This window comes from Salinisphaera dokdonensis CL-ES53 (genome assembly GCF_040361215.1).
Lineage (GTDB): Bacteria > Pseudomonadota > Gammaproteobacteria > Nevskiales > Salinisphaeraceae > Salinisphaera > Salinisphaera dokdonensis.
Genome location: NZ_APND01000001.1, coordinates 1,147,889 through 1,162,135 on the forward strand (window position 1 = coordinate 1,147,889; position 14,247 = coordinate 1,162,135).

The 14,247-nt window shown below is 63.9% G+C and carries 18 protein-coding genes; 5 read left to right on the top strand and 13 right to left on the bottom strand.

Translation table 11 applies throughout. The features are described from left to right. Positions 1-13: 13 nt before the first annotated feature. The 9 genes from flhD to SADO_RS05470 all read right to left on the bottom strand — a co-directional run bounded on the left by flhD (position 14) and on the right by SADO_RS05470 (position 5,924). Complete coding sequence (flhD, locus tag SADO_RS05430; protein WP_353109856.1) at positions 14-481, bottom strand: flagellar transcriptional regulator FlhD; 468 nt, start codon at positions 479-481, stop codon at positions 14-16. Positions 482-838: 357 nt separating this feature from the next. Then, the gene (locus SADO_RS05435) at positions 839-1,141 is read right to left on the bottom strand and encodes an EscU/YscU/HrcU family type III secretion system export apparatus switch protein (protein ID WP_353110084.1); all 303 of its coding nucleotides are present in this window, start codon (positions 1,139-1,141) and stop codon (positions 839-841) included. Positions 1,142-1,152: 11 nt separating this feature from the next. Continuing rightward, positions 1,153-2,274 (bottom strand): flagellar hook-length control protein FliK, encoded by a 1,122-nt coding sequence (fliK, locus tag SADO_RS05440; protein WP_353109857.1) that lies wholly within the window; start codon positions 2,272-2,274, stop codon positions 1,153-1,155. Positions 2,275-2,326: 52 nt separating this feature from the next. After that, on the bottom strand, positions 2,327-2,668 hold the full coding sequence (gene fliT, locus SADO_RS05445) for a flagellar protein FliT (protein ID WP_353109858.1): 342 nt from the start codon (positions 2,666-2,668) through the stop codon (positions 2,327-2,329). 3 nt (positions 2,669-2,671) lie between these two features. Then, entirely contained in the window at positions 2,672-3,097 is a 426-nt protein-coding gene (gene fliS, locus SADO_RS05450; protein ID WP_353109860.1) for a flagellar export chaperone FliS, read from the bottom strand. A gap of 26 nt (positions 3,098-3,123) precedes the next feature. After that, complete coding sequence (fliD, locus tag SADO_RS05455; protein ID WP_353109862.1) at positions 3,124-4,533, bottom strand: flagellar filament capping protein FliD; 1,410 nt, start codon at positions 4,531-4,533, stop codon at positions 3,124-3,126. A gap of 144 nt (positions 4,534-4,677) precedes the next feature. Next, positions 4,678-5,070 carry a hypothetical protein gene (locus SADO_RS05460; protein ID WP_353109863.1) on the bottom strand — a complete coding sequence of 131 codons (393 nt, stop codon included), beginning with the start codon at positions 5,068-5,070 and terminating at the stop codon, positions 4,678-4,680. 66 nt (positions 5,071-5,136) lie between these two features. After that, entirely contained in the window at positions 5,137-5,553 is a 417-nt protein-coding gene (locus tag SADO_RS05465) for a hypothetical protein (protein ID WP_353109865.1), read from the bottom strand. Beyond that, positions 5,550-5,924, bottom strand: coding sequence for a hypothetical protein (locus SADO_RS05470; protein WP_353109866.1), 375 nt, complete (start codon positions 5,922-5,924; stop codon positions 5,550-5,552). Before SADO_RS05470 ends, SADO_RS05465 begins: the two co-directional genes overlap by 4 nt. A gap of 133 nt (positions 5,925-6,057) precedes the next feature. Here SADO_RS05470 and SADO_RS05475 point away from each other — a divergent pair, with 133 nt between their 5' ends. The 3 genes from SADO_RS05475 to SADO_RS05485 are packed head-to-tail and all read left to right on the top strand — an operon-like array spanning position 6,058 to position 8,272. Then, positions 6,058-6,903: a uroporphyrinogen-III synthase gene (locus tag SADO_RS05475; RefSeq protein WP_353109867.1), complete on the top strand. Its 846-nt coding sequence runs from the start codon at positions 6,058-6,060 to the stop codon at positions 6,901-6,903. Between the two features lie 60 nt (positions 6,904-6,963). Continuing rightward, a complete protein-coding gene (locus tag SADO_RS05480; protein ID WP_353109869.1) occupies positions 6,964-7,410 on the top strand; it encodes a DUF3429 domain-containing protein in 447 nt (148 codons plus the stop codon). After that, positions 7,403-8,272, top strand: a complete 870-nt coding sequence (locus tag SADO_RS05485; protein WP_353109871.1) for an alpha/beta fold hydrolase — start codon at positions 7,403-7,405, stop codon at positions 8,270-8,272. The genes SADO_RS05480 and SADO_RS05485 overlap by 8 nt, the downstream gene beginning before the upstream one ends. A 76-nt stretch (positions 8,273-8,348) precedes the next feature. Here the strand turns inward: SADO_RS05485 and SADO_RS05490 are convergent, their stop codons facing one another. Next, a complete protein-coding gene (locus SADO_RS05490) occupies positions 8,349-9,713 on the bottom strand; it encodes a 3-oxoacyl-ACP reductase (RefSeq protein ID WP_353109872.1) in 1,365 nt (454 codons plus the stop codon). Positions 9,714-10,004: 291 nt separating this feature from the next. On the opposite strand from SADO_RS05490, the gene SADO_RS05495 reads away from it, so the two are divergent. Together SADO_RS05495 and SADO_RS05500 are read left to right on the top strand one after the other, a co-directional pair. Continuing rightward, entirely contained in the window at positions 10,005-10,214 is a 210-nt protein-coding gene (locus SADO_RS05495; RefSeq protein ID WP_353109874.1) for a hypothetical protein, read from the top strand. Continuing rightward, positions 10,211-11,335, top strand: coding sequence for a hypothetical protein (locus SADO_RS05500; protein ID WP_353109875.1), 1,125 nt, complete (start codon positions 10,211-10,213; stop codon positions 11,333-11,335). Before SADO_RS05495 ends, SADO_RS05500 begins: the two co-directional genes overlap by 4 nt. A 46-nt stretch (positions 11,336-11,381) precedes the next feature. On the opposite strand, the gene SADO_RS05505 is transcribed toward SADO_RS05500, so the two are convergent. From SADO_RS05505 to SADO_RS05515, 3 genes are read right to left on the bottom strand one after another with little or no spacing between them, the layout of a single operon-like run. Further along, positions 11,382-11,660 (bottom strand): acyl-CoA-binding protein, encoded by a 279-nt coding sequence (locus SADO_RS05505; RefSeq protein ID WP_353109877.1) that lies wholly within the window; start codon positions 11,658-11,660, stop codon positions 11,382-11,384. A 31-nt stretch (positions 11,661-11,691) separates the two neighbouring features. Beyond that, positions 11,692-12,987 (bottom strand): esterase/lipase family protein, encoded by a 1,296-nt coding sequence (locus SADO_RS05510; RefSeq protein ID WP_353109878.1) that lies wholly within the window; start codon positions 12,985-12,987, stop codon positions 11,692-11,694. A gap of 3 nt (positions 12,988-12,990) precedes the next feature. Then, positions 12,991-14,223: a serine hydrolase domain-containing protein gene (locus SADO_RS05515; RefSeq protein WP_353109880.1), complete on the bottom strand. Its 1,233-nt coding sequence runs from the start codon at positions 14,221-14,223 to the stop codon at positions 12,991-12,993. Between the last annotated feature and the right edge of the window lie 24 nt (positions 14,224-14,247).

A 14,247-nucleotide genomic window follows, 5' to 3' on the forward strand; every position in this document is an offset into this window, starting at 1 on the left:
TTACGATCACGGGTCAGGCGTCGCTGTCGCCGCTGCTGCGGCGTTTGGCGCTGGGCACGCGGTCGGCTTCACGGCGCGGCTGCTGTCTTCGACTCGTGCCGCGGCCGGGATTGGGGGATGCCGGATCGCGGCGGTCGCCGGTATCCCGGCGATCATTCCCGCGACGATCGGCTTTTCGCTTGTTCTGTGACGACAACAAAATTGCCGCATGCAGCCGGCGCATGTCGTCGTCGCGCGGCGCATTGATCAACGAGAAAAGCTGCTCGGCATTGTCCAGTGAGAAATGGCACAGCAACTGGTTGCAGCGCGCGAGCTTGGCCAGATCGGCGACCGGGATCTGGCTGAGCAGATCCGCCATTTCCTCGTCGATCTTGAGACGGAACATGGCCAGTTCGCGATCGGTGTTGATCAGCCGCTGCATCAGAATCAGGTACGAGAGATTCAAATCTCGAACATCATCGAGTAGATGTTCCGCACTCATCGACATCCCCAAGAATATCCGGCCCCATAGCAGGGCGTGTCATTGACCGAGCCGGGCCGATGACGCGCGCTTCCAGCAAGGCCTACCCGTGAAAGCAGAATCAGAACTTTTTTGTTTCTTCGCGGAGCTGTATCGGCCGCCTTCGAGCGGTTCACAGCCCATCTTGACTAGAAGTTGCAAATGAACGAGTTACGAAACCCTCATCAGTTTGCGCTCAACTTCCCAACAACATGCAGCACAGTTTTTCAAAAAGCAAAATGCCGAGGCCGCGAAAAACTGTCGCCGAACGGCGACACCCTTTATGTGACACGGGATTTCACGAATCGAGAAAGTTTGCGCGCGGCGGCGCGAGAGGCGTCAATCGCGCGTTCGGGGGCCCGTATCGCCGTCCGCTTCGGCCTCGAGCTGGTAGACCCAGGCGAGCAGTTCCGCCACCGCGAGGTACAGCTCGGACGGGATTCGGTCGTCGAGATCGACACGCATCAGAAGCCGCACCAGGTCGGGGGACCGGTGCACATGCAGGCCGTGCTTGTCGGCCCGGTCGATGATCGCCTGGGCAATATCGCCATAGCCCTTGGCAACGACGCGAGGGGCGTCGTCGGTTTCGGAATAACGCAGTGCGACCGCATGGGCGCGATCGTCCTCGTGATCGGCATGCATGCGGGTATCGCTCACTGCCGCTCGGCCTCGATCAGCTCCACATGGGCATTCAGGAAACCGGCTTTCTGAAAACGCTGTTCCAGCACTGACGTCGACGATTGCACGGCCTGCGCACCGCGCTTGGTGGCTGCGAACGCATAGACATCGGCATGTTCACCATCAAGGTTAAGCACCAGTTCGAGCATACCCAGACGCGGGAGATCGATACGGATACGCGTGGAAAACGGCGGCGCGTCCGGCTCGTCATCGGGCGTGCCGGTGGACGCCTCCTGCTCCTGTTCATGGATTTCCCACTGCATACCCGCACCCGGCCATGCCGCGCCGTGCCAGCGAAACACCGACGAACTCAAGGCTTCGAGCTGCTGACGCACAATCGGCAACAGATGATCGTCTACCAGTTCTGCTTCGCCATCGGCCTCGAGCGCATGTTCGGCCCCCCCTGGCAGCGCGTCGTGGCGCATGACGCCGCTCTTCGACGCAATGGACAACAGCGGCAGTGCGGTCGGGCCGTGATGGGCGGTCGCAGCAGCGGCCGGCGTCGCAGTCGTTGCGCCGCCCTGCTGTCGTGGCGGTGGCTGATTCTGCGGCTCGTGGGCGAGCTGTGATTGCGCACGACTGCCCTCGAACCATTTCCAAAGATGCGATTCGTAGAACACGCCGCTGAACATGACCTGTTGGCCGAGCAGCGCCGCCAACGCAGCGGGCGCCGGCACGCCGTTCGGGCACAACAACACGGGTGCCGACATCGGCACCGTAGCCGACCTCGCCCCGCCCGCGCGTGAAAGCAGCGCCGCGATGAGGGCCCCCTCGCGGCTGAGTTGCGGGCGCGCCGAGGTTTCCGCGCGCGGCATCGCCGCGGCATAGCGCGCCTGCATGGTTGCGCCGCGCGTGCTTTGGGCTTCTGCACCGCGGCGCGGCGCGGCGTCCGACGGCGAAGTATCATCGCTGACCAGCCCCTGCGGACGGCCACCCGGCAGCGGCCGGTCGAACACATCGGGCCGCGGCGCGGCCGCCGGCGCCACTGCTCCGATCGGCAGCAGCTGCGTACGCATCCCGGTAAAGCGCTCCATATCCGCCCGCCGACCGAGGACCTGCGGCAACAGCGTGTCGAGCATGGGCGTGATGGTGCTCACGCAGTGAAGACCGGTGGAGATGCGTTATCGCGCACGTGGCATCGCGAGGATGCTACGAGGCGACGCCGCCTTCGTAGGCGTGTTTCACACGTTGCGTATTGCGGGCCTTTGCGATGGCACCGGACAGCTGCGCCATACGCGCCTGCAATTGATCCCGCAGCTGTTCTTCGGCGTAGGCAATACGCATGAGCACCGCACGCTTGGCTTCGCGGAAGCTATCGTCTACGACGATGTTGTGCTCGAAATTGATAAGCGCCTCAACCTGGCAGAGGTGGGCGCTTTTCATCTCGATGAGCTGTTCCCAGTCGCCAGCCATCGCGATCTCCAGCATATGCTCATGGAGTTCGAGAATGGCCGAGTAGCGCGCGAGAATGTCGTGATGCTGCTTTTTCATGGGTCAGGCCTGCGACAGTGCGGCAGTCGGGGCCGCTGCGGTGGGGGCGATCTGCTTCCAGGCAGAACCGATGTCGTCGAGCAGCGCGTCTACCTGGGCCACCAGCGCGACGTCGTTGCAAATATTGGCCCGCATCAACGTTCGGACCATGTAGTCGTAAAGGCCGTCGAGGCGTTCGGCGATTTCGCCGCCGCGCTCGACGTCCAGCGCCGCGCGCAGGCCGAGCTCGATAATATCGATCGCTTTCGACAATTCCTGTCCCTTTCGGGCGGTATCGCCCTGCGACATGGACCAGGTCGCCCGGGCCAGAGCGCTGCGCGCACCGTCGAACAACAGGACGATAAGCTGATGCGGGCTCGCGCTCATGGCCGTCGTTTCGACGCCGAGTTTCTTGTAAGCGCTTGCCGCTCTGTTTGCGTAAGAGGCCATGACCGTTCCTTGCTTGAAAAGATTGCCTAGTCGTTCTGCTTGCTGAGCGATTCGAACTGCTGGGTCAGATAGTTGCTGGTCGAATTCAGCTGCGCCATGATCGAGTCGAGCTGCACGAACTGCTTCTGATAACGAGCTATCGTGGCGTCGATGGATTCCTGCTCGCGCTCCATGCGGTCGCTGAGGCCGTCAATCCGGGTGCGCACGCCATCGCTGGCGGATTGCAGCAGCCCTTCGTCGCCGGCCACGGTTTCCAGGGTGGAAACGAGCACCTGCGACAGGCCGTCGGTTTCGCCACTGCCGGCGAGCAGCTGACTCACACCGGCCAGGTTGTTGGCCAAGGCATCGTCGAGGGCTTCCTCGTCGATCTCCATCGTGCCGTCACGCTGCAGGCTGATGCCGATCTCGGCCAGCCCGGAGAAGGCGCCGCCGGCGATCGGCGTGTTCAGCGCGCTGCGCACCCGAGCTTCGGCCGTGCGCGCGGTCGAATCACCCAGCAGCACGCCCTGGCTATTGCTCTCGCTGTCGAACGCGGTGAGATTGTCGGAGAGCGTGTTCACCCGGTTATAGGCGCTCACGAATTTCTGCAGCGCGGACTTCACCGTGCCGGTATCGCGGCTGGCGGTCAGCGTCTGCGGCTCGGTGGTTTCACCGGTCAGGGTCAGGGTCACGCCCTGAATCGCTTCTTCGACCGTATTGCTCTGGCTGGAGATCGCGATGCCGTTAACCGAAAGCTTCGCGTTGCGCGCGGCCACGCTCTGCTGCATCGCGCCGCTGGCGGCGTCGCTGTCGTAGGCCAGCAGGTCGCCGAGCGGGGTCGAGCCGTCGTCGTTGCTCTCGGCCACACTGACCGAAATCTGTGAATCCGTGCCGGTAGCATCGGACGACAGCACCAGACGATAAGGGGTGTCGCTGCCGTCGTTGACGATCGAGGCGCTGATGCCGATATCCGCAGCGTTGATCGCATCGCGGATGCCGGACAGGCTGCTGTCGCCGGCCGCCAGTTCGATATCGACGCTGGCCGAGCTGTTACCGGCGCCGTCGCCCAGCGACAGGGTGATCTTACCGCCGCTGCCGATCGTGTCGTCGGTGCTCACCTGGCCATCGCTGACCAGCGACTGGCGCCGTGCCAGCTGACCGACTTCCAGGCTGTAACTACCCGGAGCCGCATCGCTGCCGGCGCTGGCCGTGAACGACTCGCTGTCGCTGCTGGTCTTCACGCCCTGGAACAGGGCCGGATCGCCGAGTGTTTCGGCGGCCGACTGAAAGCTCGACAGCGTGCTCTGCAGGGTGCCGTAGGCCGACAGCTTGGTGTTGTAGCTGCTGGCTCGGGTCTGCAACGGCACCAGCCGCTGCTGCTCGGCCGACTTGAGGCCGTCGAGCAACGAGCTGAGGTCCAGCCCGGAACCGATTCCCAATGAAGATGTGACTGCCATGACTCACCCTGCAAGCGTTCGCTCGGCGTTCCGAGCGCGATTGCGTTGCCTATCGGCGCTTGGTCGCGATTACTTTAATCAGTTAACGGCCGCGTCGCCATTTTTTTGACACCCGACGCCAGAAAGTTGGCGTCGCGTCGCAAATCAGGGTGAGGTGGACCAGCTGCGGGCGTTGTCCGACGGCTTTTGTCCCGAGGGACAGGGCTGCTCTCGGGTAGACAGCGTACGACCCGAAATCCCGCGACAATCGGTGATCCGGTCCGGTTTTCCGTCGTAGCCGTCAAGACGGTGGCTGTCGGGCAGATAGTTCGCCGGCCAGTGCTCGGTCGCGGGGTCGGCGAATACCTGGATCTCGGGCAGGCCGTAAGAGGATCCGCCCGGATAGACGTCGATCGCCGGCGGATGATCACGGTACCGATCGTGCCGGGGGCCGTGGTCGTGGTCGTGGCGGTCGGCCGCGATGGCGGCGCATGCGCCCGCCAGAAGCGACAGGCGCAGTGCGAGCGCGGCCCCACGAGAAAGGATGGCGATGTTCATTACACTGCTAACGGCCGTCGCCGCTCTGATATTGAACCGAGGCCGCGGCGTGCCATCGGATGACGGTCAGTCCCGGCGCTCATCGCGATCGGCCGACGTATTGTTCTCACGCCATTCCTCGAGGCTTTCGCTGTGCTTTTTCGGGCTTGGCGCGAACAGGCCGGATAGCGTGCGTCCCATGCTGCGATTGAAGGTACGCAGGGTGTCGTACACGCCTTCGCCCTTGACGCTGTCCTGACCGAACAGGCCCGACAGCGTTCGATGCGCAGCCTGAATCCCGACCGTACCGGTATCCACAGCCTGTTCGACGCTCTGCTGGCGGCGCCGGAAACGTTGCCGTGCTTCGAGCAGCACGCCGGCATCGCCGTAGCCGCCGGCCAGCACACGCAGCCGCTCTGTCGAATCCGCGATCGCCACATTCAGCCGGATTGCGGCCACGATCACCGCAACGAAGCCGACGACAACGGCAGCGATAACGATCATGAGCCGGTCGGGTGAAAGATATCGAGATGAGCTTCCACGCCCTGCTTGGCCAATTCCTCTTTCATCTCACGCGCCACGATTTCGTAGACGCGACGACGAATGAGCCGGGGTGCGACGCCCACCAGCGCCGCGCCCCAGCGCGAACGCGCCCGGGCAAGCGTCATCGGATTGATCACCTCAACAATGATGCGGCTGCCGCTGACCTCGGTGAGCACCGAAGCCAGTTCCTCGTTGGCGTTTTCCAGATCGTGGGCCAGCTGACCCATCTGGGCGTCGAGTTCGTCGAGCCGACGATAAGCACGCCAGAGCAGATAGACGGCGACCGCCAAGGCGAGCGTGAATGCGATGCTGATGCCGACTGCGAGGCCCATGATCTGCTTCCTGACCGTGCCAATGTCCAATGGCAGTGTGCCGCGATGCAGCAAAGCGACGCAACTGCCGATCAGGCCGGCACGTCGCTACACTGCGAACAGCAAACTTATACCGCGCCACGGACTAATAGTCATGAACGAAACCACGGATGGCATGCCCCTGACCGGCCGCCGCATCGGCGTACCCGAATCCCGCCAACTCGACCTGTTTGCCGACATGCTCGAGCGCCGCGGCGCCGAGGTGCTGCGTTGCCCGCTGGTCGATATCCGCGACACGCCGGAGACGGGTCTTGTCGAACAATGGCTGGAGGACGTGATCGACAACGGGCTCGACGACATGATCTGGCTGACCGGCGAGGGCCTGCGTCGCCTGCGCGGCTTCTGCGAGCGCGTCGGCGACGACCGCATGGCGCGCTTCACCGAACGGCTCGCCCAAGCCCGCAATATCAGCCGCGGGCCGAAGCCGGTGCGCGAACTGCGCGCACTGCAGCTACGCAACGACGTGCCGGCCAGCCAGCCCACGACCGACGGCGTCATCGAAGCCCTGACGGATATCGACCTGGCCGGTAATCGTGTCGGCGTACAGCTCTATGGCACCGATCCCAACGACAAGCTCATGGCGTTCCTGGCCGGAAAACAGGCGATAGCGCTGCCGGTCGCGCCCTATATCTATGCCGACGAGGCCGAGGAACCGCAGGTCATGGATTTCATCGACCGTATCGTCGGCGGCGAACTGGACGCCGTGGCGTTCACCAGCTCGCCGCAGGTCAAGCGACTCTTCAAGGTCGCACGCAACGCGGGGCGCACAGAGGCGCTGACCGAAGCAATGCAATCGCTATGCGTCGCCGCAGTGGGGCCACTGGTGGCGGAACGCCTTGAAGAGAAAGACATTCCGGTAAGAATCATGCCGGAAAGCAGTTATTTCATGAAGCCACTGGTGCGCGCACTGGTCAGCCACTTCAATACCGCCGCGGCCTGACCCTTTATCGCGCAGCAGCGGTGTAACATCGCGCTCTTTCGCCCTCGTCGCTTCAAACCCATGGCCAAGAAACGCTCTGCCCTGTCTGCCGCTGTCGCGCTGGGCCTGCTCGCCCTGCTGCCGTTCGCTTTCGGTGTCTATTACGCTCATGCCGGCAGCTCGCTGGACGCACGGACCGCGCTGCGCTGGCTGCTGCCCTATCTCGCCACCATCGTGGCCTTCATCGGCGGTGTGCAATGGGGCCGGATGCTCTCACGTGGCCAGGCCGCAGGTCGCGACATGACGCTGGCGGTACTGCCCGCCATCGTGGCCTGGGGCGCTCTGCTTACCGCCGCGCCGTGGCGGGGTCTACTGCTCGTGGCTGCCCTCGTGGCCGCCTGGCTGATCGACGAACACGGCGCCCGCCAAGGCTGGCAGACGCGCGGCTTTCTGCAGCTGCGTCGCCTGCTCACGCTGGTCGTCACCGCCTGCGTGGCCACGATTGCATGGCGGGTCATGCGTGGCTGATTCCGAGCTGTCCGTTCAAAACGAGGTCGTCGAAGCCACAGACGGCGGCTGTTGCCGTATCACTGTGGCCGAGGCCGCCGGCGTCGCGACACATGCCCCGGTCGTCATGCTGCCCGGCATGTTCACCGGGCGGCGCTTCTGGCTGTCCGAGCGCGGTATCGGGCTGGCAGCGTTTCTCGCCCGTCGCGGCTACCCCGCCATTGTCGTGCAACGGCGCGGTCTGTCGGATTCGCCCGACTGCGACGCACGGGCCGGTCTTGAGGAGCATCTGGCCTACGATCTACCTGCGGTACAGGCCGTTGTCACGCAGCGATTCGGCGCGTCCGCGTTCTGGATCGGTCATTCCTTTGGCGGCGTGATGGCTGCACGCGCAGCGGCCACGCAACTCGACGCCAGCCGTATAGCCGGACTGGTGCTGTTCGCCAGTCAGTACGAAGTGGGCAAGCGGATGCTCGACTGGCCCGGCCAATTACTGACGCGTGGCCTCGCCCGCGCGATCGGATCCTTTCCGGCACGCGCTGCCGGCCTTGGGCCCGAAAACGAGCCGATTGCCGCCATGCATGACGCGACAGAATGGGTCGCACGCGGTCGTCGAGACCCGGCACTGCGCGAATCACTCGCTGCAATCACGGCGCCCGTGCTGGCGATTTCCGGCGCTGGGGATCGCGTGGACCCGAGTCGTGGCTGCGAGCGTTTCGTGAGCCATTTTTCAAGCGCCGATAAAACGTTTGTAACCGCGGGGCGCGCCAGTGGTTACTCGGTCGATTTCGACCACCCCGGCATTGTGATCAGTAAATTCGCTCAGGCCGAGATCTGGCCACGGGTTGCCGAATGGTTGGACAAACGCGCCGGCGCAGACTGAACGCAGCGGCACGTCACGCATAAAAAAGGCCGGTCGGGACTCCCGACCGGCCTTTTCAAGTGCTGTTAACGGCGCATCAGGCGCCGATCAGGCTCTGGCCACAGACACGCAGCACGTTGCCACTGATGCCACCCGCACCGGGGGTGGCCAGAAAGGTGATCGCCTCGGCGACGTCGCGCGGTTCGCCGCCCTGCGACAGCGACGACAGACGACGACCGCCCTCGCGTACGCCAAACGGCATCTCGGCGGTCATACGCGTCTCGATGAAACCGGGAGCAATGGCGTTGACGGTCACGCCGCGATCACGGTCGGTCGCACCGCGACGCTCGACGAAGCCGATGAGGCCGGCCTTGGTCGCACCGTAGTTGGTCTGGCCACGGTTGCCGGCAATGCCGCCGATGGAGCACAGACAGATCACGCGGCCATGCTCGTTGATGATGCCTTCGCCGGAGAGCAACTCATCCACGTTGAGAATCGCCTGCAGGTTGATGCTCTGCACCATGTCCCAGTAATGCTCGGGCATGTTGGCGAGCGTCTTGTCGCGGGTGACGCCGGCGTTGTGGACGACGATATCCACGCCGCCGAACTTGTCCTTGAAGAAATCGGCGATCTGGCGCGGCGCGTCGTCTGCGGTGATATCCAGCGGCAACGCCGTACCGCCGAACTCGGCGACCGTTTCTTCCAGGGTTTCCTGATCCTGCGGAATATCCAGGCACACGACCGTCGCGCCCTCGCGGGCGAGACGCTGTGCGGTGGCCGCGCCAATGCCGCGGGCGCCACCGGTCACCAGTGCGACCTTGTTCTTGAGCGGCTGCGTGCCGGCCACGGCTTCCGGCATGGCGCCGGTCTTGGTGATAGTCAGCGGCTGACCGTCGACAAAGGTGCTGTAGTCGGACAGGAAGAACCGCAGGGGTGCTTCCACGCGATCTTCGGCGCCCGGCTCGACATAGAGCATGTTCGCAGTCGAACCCAGCTGGCCGATTTCCTTGGCCAGCGAGCGCACGAAACCTTCAACAGCGCGTGCTGCCGTCGCGGCGCTGACCGTATCCATCGCCTCCGGCTGGCTCGCGAGCACGACGATACGCGCGTTCCGATTGAGCTTGCGGGCGACCGGATGGAAGAAATCGTAGAGCGATTTCAGCTCGGCAACGCTTGCCATCTGCGTGGCGTCGAAAACGAGCGCATCGTACTTGGCATCCTCGGCGGGTGTCGGCGTGTTTGCGCTTTCAACCGTGGCGCCAGCGCTTTCCAGCGTGGTCACGATGCCGCCGATGGCGGTGGCATTGGCGACCGCACCGGTCAGAATCGTCTCGCCTTCGAGAAAACGCGCCTGGTACGGGCCTTCGGCGCGCGCCAGCTGCTGCGGCGTCGGCAGGCCGATGGTCTTGATCACATTACGGATCGTCGGGTTCGACGAAGCACGGACTAAATAATCACTCATTGTTACTCCTCGATATATGCGTTGTGACGACCCGGCTGTTGCGGATCATCGTGCAGTGCAACATGATTGAGTTTAAGGGCGTCGCGTACCAAAGCAAAGCGCAAGCCCTCTGATTTTCTTAAACAGGATGTCCCGGGGCCGGCAAAATGCCCGTCACGGCGGGCTGAACGCTGCACAAGAAGGCCCGATCTGCGCCAGCCCGGCGCTTGATGTAGCATCTGTTTGGCACGGATATCCGGGCGCCGCGGCGCCCGCGCACGGCGTCGGCGCACGACGCGAGAGACAACACGAATGAGTCTTGACGAAGATCGTCTGCCGCTCGACTCGCGCACCCAGGCCGTCATCGACGGGCTGCCGCCGGATGAGCGCGAACAGCTGCAAGTACTGATGAAACAAGCCGCTCGCAGCCAGCGGAGCATGCTGGAGACCGCTCTCGACGAGGCGATCAGCATGGTCCCCGGCCCGTTCCGCAAACGTGTACAGAAGTTGTTCCTGGGATGAGAAATCCGGCTATCCGCGCTGAGCTCGTCAAGCTCGCACGCATTCTCGAGACCGACGTCGAGTCGCTCGAACATCTGAGCTATCTCGAAGCCGATCGCCTGCGCACCCTGCGCGAAGGTATCACCGAGGCACTTTTCGAGAAATTCCGCACCACCTTCAGCGGCTTTGCAAAACTGTCCGCGATGCTGCCATTGGGCATCAGCTCGCGCATTTCCGAGCGCGTTCTTGGCCCGACCCTGTCGGGGCGTATTGCCGGAGAAATGCCGCCCCAAAAGGCGATTGATCTCTCCGAGCGGCTTTCCGATACGTTTCTGGCCGATACCTGCCTGCATATCGACCCGGTTCGGGCCCGTCCGATCATTGCCGGTTTTCCGGTCGATCGTGCCGTGGCCATCACCAAACTTCTGCTCGAACGCCGCGAGATGATCACCATGGGCCGCTTTGTCGACGTGCTGCCACGCGACACGTTGTTCGCGGCCGCCGACGCCATTACCCGTGAAGCAGACCTGCTCGCAATCAGCTTCTTCGTGGAAAACAGCGACCAGCTGGATCTGGTGATCGACTATCTCGATGTCGAGCGACGCGAAGCCATCATCCAGGCTGCGGCCCGCGACGACCTGTGGCCGGAAGTGATCGCTACCCTGCTGCGCATCGGCGACGTACCGCGCATGGCCATGGCAGAGTTGGCCATGGCGCAGGACGCCGCAATCCTCGATTCGCTGATTCGCGCTGCAGCCGCCGAGGATCTCTGGCCGGCCTTGCTCGCCATGGCTCACGACATGCCCAACAGCGCTATCGGCACGCTGGCCGAACAGCCGGCGTTCGGTGAGGCGAACGTGGTTCGTAGCGTGATCGATTCCATCGTTGCCAACGATCTCTGGTCACGCTTTCGCGGCCAGCTCAGCGCCATGGGCCCGGATCGCGTAGCCCGTCTGATCGAGGTCGCGGCCGCCGAGCGGGCGCCGTTCCTTTGGGAACTGGACAAGCGGCTGACGGCCGACGATCCCGACCTCGCAGCGATTCAGGCTGCCGTGCGCGAGCTCGATACCGAGACCCGCAAGCAGGCGAGCAAGGCTTGTGACAACGGCCATCTCGCTTCAACGCTGGCCGGCGTGTCCTGAGATATAGCCGACACCCGGGGCCGCGGCGCGGACCCGGGTTCGCAAATCAGCCGTACTGGGCTTCGACGTTCTCGACTTCGCCGATGTAGGCCTGCATGGCCGCATCCGCGCTCATGCCCTTCACGTCGCTCCAGGCCTGCCATTTATAACGGGCGATGGGATTGAGCATGCCCGGCTTCTTGCCCTGCACATCGCCATCGACGGCCTGTCGATACAGGGCGTACATCTTGAGTTTGTAATCGTTCGACGGCTTGAAGTCGCCGTCCTCCGGCGCGTTGCGTACTTTTTCTACAGCGTCGTTGAAGCGACTTTCCAAATCGGGCATGGACAACAATTCCTTGCGTTAAAGAACAGGTTCAACGCGCCGGCTTCGCCGCGGCGAGGCGTGGCGCGAGCCATTCGCGAATCGCGCCGTATACATCACGGTGATGCATGAGCGCGAAATGATTCATGCCATAAAAGACACGACCGTCCTGGTCTGAGGCCTGGAACCGACGACTCGGCACAGTCGAGTGACCGACGGCACTGGTGACTGGCACGAGCATATCGCCGAGCCAACGGCCAATCGGGTCTTCGCCGCGGCGCCCCAGGGTCGCAGCGACCAGGAAATGCCCGACATGCTCGAGCGCGGGCAGCGCTGCCGCAGCCGTCGGCCGACGGGCACCTTCATCTTTCTGCCAGTCCTCGTCGCGCAGATAGCCGTGGCTCAGATCCTTTACACCGGCACTGCGTATTTCGCCAAGCACCGACAGCGGGCGTGTGTACGACAGTCGCGTGAGCGAGTGGGTGACCTGGTGGCCCAGGCGCTCGAGCGGCGCGCCCAGATGCGGCGACCCGAGCAGAACAAGATCGGCCAAGTCTTTATGCCAGCTGTGGCCCGCCTGTTCGGCATAGTGGCAGGCGCTACGCGCCACCAGGCCACCCATGCTGTGGCCGACGAGGGTCAGGCGTTCGATCCCGACCGGATAGGCCTCGACAAACGCCTGCAATAACGCGGCGAAATCGCGGCCGTTATCCGAAATATGGCGACCGCTGTTATAGCGCAGCCGCAGCGCCGTATAGCCGAATTCGTCGGCAAGCTGCTCACCGAAATCGGGCCTGTCGCCCTGACGCCATTGCTGGTCGTTCATGCCCAGCCCGTGCACGAGCACGACCACGCGGGCCGTCGGCGCCTCGATGGCAACGCCCAACCCATGGCGGGTCACGGACACCGGGCGACCGCGGTCGCCGACCAGCGTCATCGGCAGCGCCAGCTCGTTATCGTTGCGTTCGAGATAATCACCGAACGCGCCGTTGAGCGCGCTATGCAGACCCAACGACAGACGCTGCGGAATATCGCGTTTGCGCGCCGGAACAAGCGTCTCGGCGAGACCGGCAATCTGGCTTGCCCCGAAGAAACTCAGCCGCCCGATATCGCGCACGCGGCCGTAGACAAAATCACTGCCGCGCCCGATCGGACGCGCCGGCGGCGCCAGGCGCGAGACCGTCTGGGTAACGGCCTGATGCACGCCGTTGACGATATTGACGGTGCCCACGAACGCATCGGACGCCATCGACATGCCGCCGCGCAGCCAGATCTTGCGATCGGCCGCGGCCAGGCTGCCGTTCTGTTGCGCCGTTCGATTACGGTTCGACGAGTCGCCCGTAGACATGGTTCACCCCCGGCATTGCCAGGAAATGGTACTGAGCAACTGCCCGAGCGCGAGCAGATGCCCGCCGAGGATGGCCTTGCCGGTCACCATCAGCGAGGCCGAAAGATCACGCGACGGGTCTGCCCAGCCGAGAATATTCATGAAACCCAGATGCCCGTACGCCGCGCCGGTCATCGGCCCGTACAGACCAAATGGGTTCACACCGAGCATGAGCCCTTCGCTGTAGCGCATGGGAATCTTGAGGGTGTGATCGAAGCGCAGGCGTACCGCCGGCTTGATGGCGCGCCGGATCGTCTCCGGCGCGAGCACCTGGCGGCCCTCATACACCCCGCCGTCGAGCAGCATCTGGTAGAAACGCGAAAGCTCTTCTGCCGTGGCGTACAGATTGCCGGCCGGCACCACCGCATCCATGAAGTAATCGGTGTTGGAGACGTTGACCACTTCGGCGAAGTCTGCCGAAAGCGCTTTTTTCGCCAGCACCGAGATAGGGAACCGTACCGGCTGGCCGGCCACGTAGTTAACGGCGACCCGACCGCGCGAGCGCTTGTCGAGCCCGTAGGTGAAATAGCGCATGCCCATGGGCTTGCGCAGCCGTGTATCCAGATATTCCCGGACCGACATGCCGGTCACACGCTGGATGATCTCCGCCAGAATGAAGCCGCCGGTGATGGCGTGATACGCCAGTCGGTTGCCGCCCTTGTCCGCCGGGGCCTCGCAGATCAGGCGAATGCAGCGGTCCCAGTCGAGCAGTGTCTCGGGCCCTGAATCGGTGCCCTCGACGTTGAACATGGGAAAGCCACCGCGATGCGACAGCACCTGCGCGAGGGTCGTACGGTCCTTCCCGCCGCCGGTGAACTCCGGCAGGTAGTGCGAGACCCGTGCGTCCAGGTCAATGCCGCCCTCCTCTGCCAGCTTGTGCACGAGGATGGCGGTCACGGCCTTGCTTGCCGAGAACATGCAGACCGGCGTATCCGGCTCGGCCAGCCTGGCGTTCGACCCACGCGACTCGCCCGGGCCGCCGCCTCGCGCATAGCCGATCGAACGGTTGAGCACGATCTGGCCGCGGCGGCGCAGGCAGAACGTAACCGCCGGGAAGGCGCCGCTACGATACATCGCCTCGACACCACCCCAGATGGAGTCGACCGCCGCGGCGGACAGCCCGGCCTCGGAAGGCGGACGCTCCGCGGCGGTATCGATACCGGTGACGCCGGCAAGGCCGCCGTCACCGACCCTCACGAGTCTTGATCCGAGCAGATTACG

Excerpts from the sequence above, each read along its gene's own strand:
- SADO_RS05510 (WP_353109878.1), bottom strand. The coding sequence starts at position 12,987 with ATGTCTACGGGCGACTCGTCGAACCGTAATCGAACGGCGCAACAGAAC.
- SADO_RS05505 (WP_353109877.1), bottom strand. The coding sequence starts at position 11,660 with ATGCCCGATTTGGAAAGTCGCTTCAACGACGCTGTAGAAAAAGTACGC.
- fliD (WP_353109862.1), bottom strand. The coding sequence starts at position 4,533 with ATGGCAGTCACATCTTCATTGGGAATCGGTTCCGGGCTGGACCTCAGC.
- SADO_RS05435 (WP_353110084.1), bottom strand. The coding sequence starts at position 1,141 with ATGCATGCCGATCACGAGGACGATCGCGCCCATGCGGTCGCACTGCGT.
- SADO_RS05475 (WP_353109867.1), top strand. The coding sequence starts at position 6,058 with ATGAACGAAACCACGGATGGCATGCCCCTGACCGGCCGCCGCATCGGC.
- SADO_RS05470 (WP_353109866.1), bottom strand. The coding sequence starts at position 5,924 with ATGGGCCTCGCAGTCGGCATCAGCATCGCATTCACGCTCGCCTTGGCG.
- fliS (WP_353109860.1), bottom strand. The coding sequence starts at position 3,097 with ATGGCCTCTTACGCAAACAGAGCGGCAAGCGCTTACAAGAAACTCGGC.
- SADO_RS05465 (WP_353109865.1), bottom strand. The coding sequence starts at position 5,553 with ATGATCGTTATCGCTGCCGTTGTCGTCGGCTTCGTTGCGGTGATCGTG.
- SADO_RS05490 (WP_353109872.1), bottom strand. The coding sequence starts at position 9,713 with ATGAGTGATTATTTAGTCCGTGCTTCGTCGAACCCGACGATCCGTAAT.
- SADO_RS05480 (WP_353109869.1), top strand. The coding sequence starts at position 6,964 with ATGGCCAAGAAACGCTCTGCCCTGTCTGCCGCTGTCGCGCTGGGCCTG.
- SADO_RS05500 (WP_353109875.1), top strand. The coding sequence starts at position 10,211 with ATGAGAAATCCGGCTATCCGCGCTGAGCTCGTCAAGCTCGCACGCATT.
- SADO_RS05460 (WP_353109863.1), bottom strand. The coding sequence starts at position 5,070 with ATGAACATCGCCATCCTTTCTCGTGGGGCCGCGCTCGCACTGCGCCTG.
- flhD (WP_353109856.1), bottom strand. The coding sequence starts at position 481 with ATGAGTGCGGAACATCTACTCGATGATGTTCGAGATTTGAATCTCTCG.
- SADO_RS05495 (WP_353109874.1), top strand. The coding sequence starts at position 10,005 with ATGAGTCTTGACGAAGATCGTCTGCCGCTCGACTCGCGCACCCAGGCC.
- fliT (WP_353109858.1), bottom strand. The coding sequence starts at position 2,668 with ATGAAAAAGCAGCATCACGACATTCTCGCGCGCTACTCGGCCATTCTC.